Here is a 2,817-nt window from a genome sequence, read left to right on the forward strand (position 1 = left end):
CTCGCTCTGACTTCGAGAGGCTGAAAGCAAACACGTATCAGGAACATGGATCGATAACCGCAGCCAAAGGCCTAATGTAAGCACTTTCCTTATCGCAGAAACCTCTCTTCGGGAGTACCCTCATAATAAATATCCGTAAGAGCCTCTCTTGCGGACATGACAAGGATATTCGGTTTTTTCATCAGCATCTCTCCTTTTCTTAGAAATAAGCCATATACAGCCGTTTGCATTTTTTCTTTTTGTAACATTCAAGATCCGGATCGTAGCACAGAGCTATCTCATACGCAATGTTGAGAGCAGCATTGTATCTGTCCTTGTGAACAACAAGAATGTTATCTGTGCTGAAGCTGCGATCGATAGCTCCGATCTCCTTCATAATACGTCCGTATCTTTTTTATCATTATAGCATGAGCTGTGTCTAAAAAACAAGACATTCCGTCAATGTGCCTTTTCATCGGTATATAGCCATTAAACGGAGAAACGGACGACACATTATTGCCTGACTGCGAGGAGGATCAGGCTTGATTTTATGGGACCGCTGTGTTATAATATCAAAAAAAGCAGCGGTCAGAGGCGACATCAACAGCGACGGCAGAGTTGACGCGTTCGATCTCATCCTTTGCCGAAAGGGCGTTGTAAATATGTTTTCAGGCGGACAGGTCGACCCGTCAACGGATATCGACGGAGACGGCAAAACGCAGGTCAACGACCTTGTGCTGTTATCGCAGTACATACTCGGCGAGAGAAAAGATCTGCCGCCGGCTGCTGTGACGACCACTGAGACAACGACTTCTGAACCTCCTGTAACGACCTCAACAACTCAGAACGGAGACAGCTATATGCAAAAAATGGCAGCAGATATACATATGCATGAGGAGCCGTCAGTCCTTGAAACACGCGGCGGAGTTGACTACGGCACTATCGAGAAAAAGCCCTACTTCTCAAAGGACGCTCAGCGCGAAAAGAACCTCAATATCCTGCTTCCGCCGGGATACGACAGCAGTCAGAAATACCCTGTAATATATGTTTTCCACGGTATATTCGGCTCTGAGGACTCCATGCTCGATGAAAGCATGAAGATACAGACAATGCTCGGAAACCTTGTAGCTTCGGGTGAAGCTGAGAAAATGATAATCGTTTTTCCACAGATGTTCACCACAAAGGAGAACATCTTCCCTGCATTCACAAATGAGTCCTCCCGTGCATACGATGCTATCCGCGAGGATCTCGAAAACAGCATCATGCCGTTTATGAAAGAGAATTACCCTATAAAGGAAGGCAGAGAAAATACTGCTGTTACAGGTTTTTCAATGGGCGGCAGAGAGGCTCTCTATGTTGGAGTCACAAGACCTGATCTCTATGGCTATGTGGGCGGAGTATGCCCTGCTCCGGGTATATTCCCTACTGTTGACGGAAATATGACTCACGAAGGCTGTATATCTCCCAGTGAATTCTGCTTCGGCTCAGCTCCGAGCCCGTATGTTTTAATGATAACCTGCACAAGATTTGACGGTACTGTAGGAGATGCTCCCGACAGCTACCATGACACGCTCACTCAAAACGGCGTGGAACATATCTGGCATCAGCTTACTGACGGCGACCACGGTTCTATATCCGTAAGAGCGCATATGTATAATTTCCTAAGATATGTATTTAAAGCTAAATAATGCCGTCGCTTATATAAAATCCAAGCCCCGAGACAATGCCTCGGGGCTTGTTCATACTATTATCATACTCGCCGAATTAATAACTCACTGTAAGTGCAGTAACTCCGCATCTCATTTGAGCGTACCGCTCAGAACGTCGTAATTCTTCTGCATAAGCGAGATATAGCTTGCACCGTCCTTTATATCATTTTTGGATACAGACTGTAGCGAATTAAGTTCAGCTATCTTGACGCCGCTCTTTCCCGAGCTTGAAATAACTGCATTTGCTATATCCTTGTTTGAGTTTTCAAGTGTATATACAGTATCGCAGCCTAACTCCTTAACTTTATCGGAAAGGAATTTGATAGTTTCAAAGCTTGCTTCGGATTCAGCTGAACAGCCGATAAATGCTGCAAAGTAATCAAGTCTGTAATCGTCTACAAAATAGCGGAATGGGAATCTGTCACCGAATATAAGAGTTTTTACGGAAGCACTGTCCACAAGTGCCTTGAAACTGCTGTCAAGCTCATCAAGCTCTGAAACATAGCTTGCAAGGTTAGATTTATAGTCAGCAGCATTTGCAGGATCTATCGCCTCAAGACTGCTTTCTATTTCTGTACAGAGGAGCTTTGCATTTTTCAGTGAGAGCCATACGTGTTCATCGTATTCGATCTCTTCCTCTTCATCTTCCTCTTCGGACTCCTCTTCTTCCTCGCCCTGCATACCTTCTTTCAGCTCCTCAGCCTTTGCAAAATCGCCGAGAGCGTCCATAAGGTTGATGACCTTCATATCCTTGTTTACTGCATTTTCGAGTGCATCTTCCACCCACTCGTCAGACTCGCCGCCTACATACACGAACAGATCACAGGTCGATATCTTCATAATATCATCAGCTGTGGGCTGATAATTATGCAGGTCTATACCGCTGTCAAGCAGATAGGATATATCAACGTTTTCGGCATGGCTGCCGAGTATCTCCTTTGTCCAGTCATACTCGGGAAATATAGTGCATACGACCTTCAATGGCTCTGCATCAGTCTTTGTTTCATTATTCTCTGTAGCTGTTACAGTTGCACCTGTCTCACTTTTTTCAGATGCTGCTTTACCATTAGCAGACGAACAGCCTGTTAATGCTGAAGTAGCCAGCATAAAACTCATAGCTGTTAAAACC

General features: G+C 44.9%; 3 protein-coding genes. 1 reads left to right on the forward strand and 2 read right to left on the reverse strand.

Annotated features, from left to right (window positions below):
• Window positions 1-199: 199 nt before the first annotated feature.
• The gene (locus QZZ41_RS00380) at window positions 200-376 is read right to left on the reverse strand and encodes a hypothetical protein (RefSeq protein WP_295066622.1); all 177 of its coding nucleotides are present in this window, start codon (window positions 374-376) and stop codon (window positions 200-202) included.
• A gap of 145 nt (window positions 377-521) precedes the next feature.
• Here QZZ41_RS00380 and QZZ41_RS00385 point away from each other — a divergent pair, with 145 nt between their 5' ends.
• Entirely contained in the window at window positions 522-1,667 is a 1,146-nt protein-coding gene (locus tag QZZ41_RS00385; protein WP_295066625.1) for an alpha/beta hydrolase-fold protein, read from the forward strand.
• Window positions 1,668-1,778: 111 nt separating this feature from the next.
• On the opposite strand, the gene QZZ41_RS00390 is transcribed toward QZZ41_RS00385, so the two are convergent.
• Window positions 1,779-2,817 (reverse strand): metal ABC transporter substrate-binding protein (locus QZZ41_RS00390; RefSeq protein WP_367267420.1); only part of this gene is annotated, 1,039 nt, incomplete at its 5' end.

The organism is Ruminococcus sp. (genome assembly GCF_016283395.1).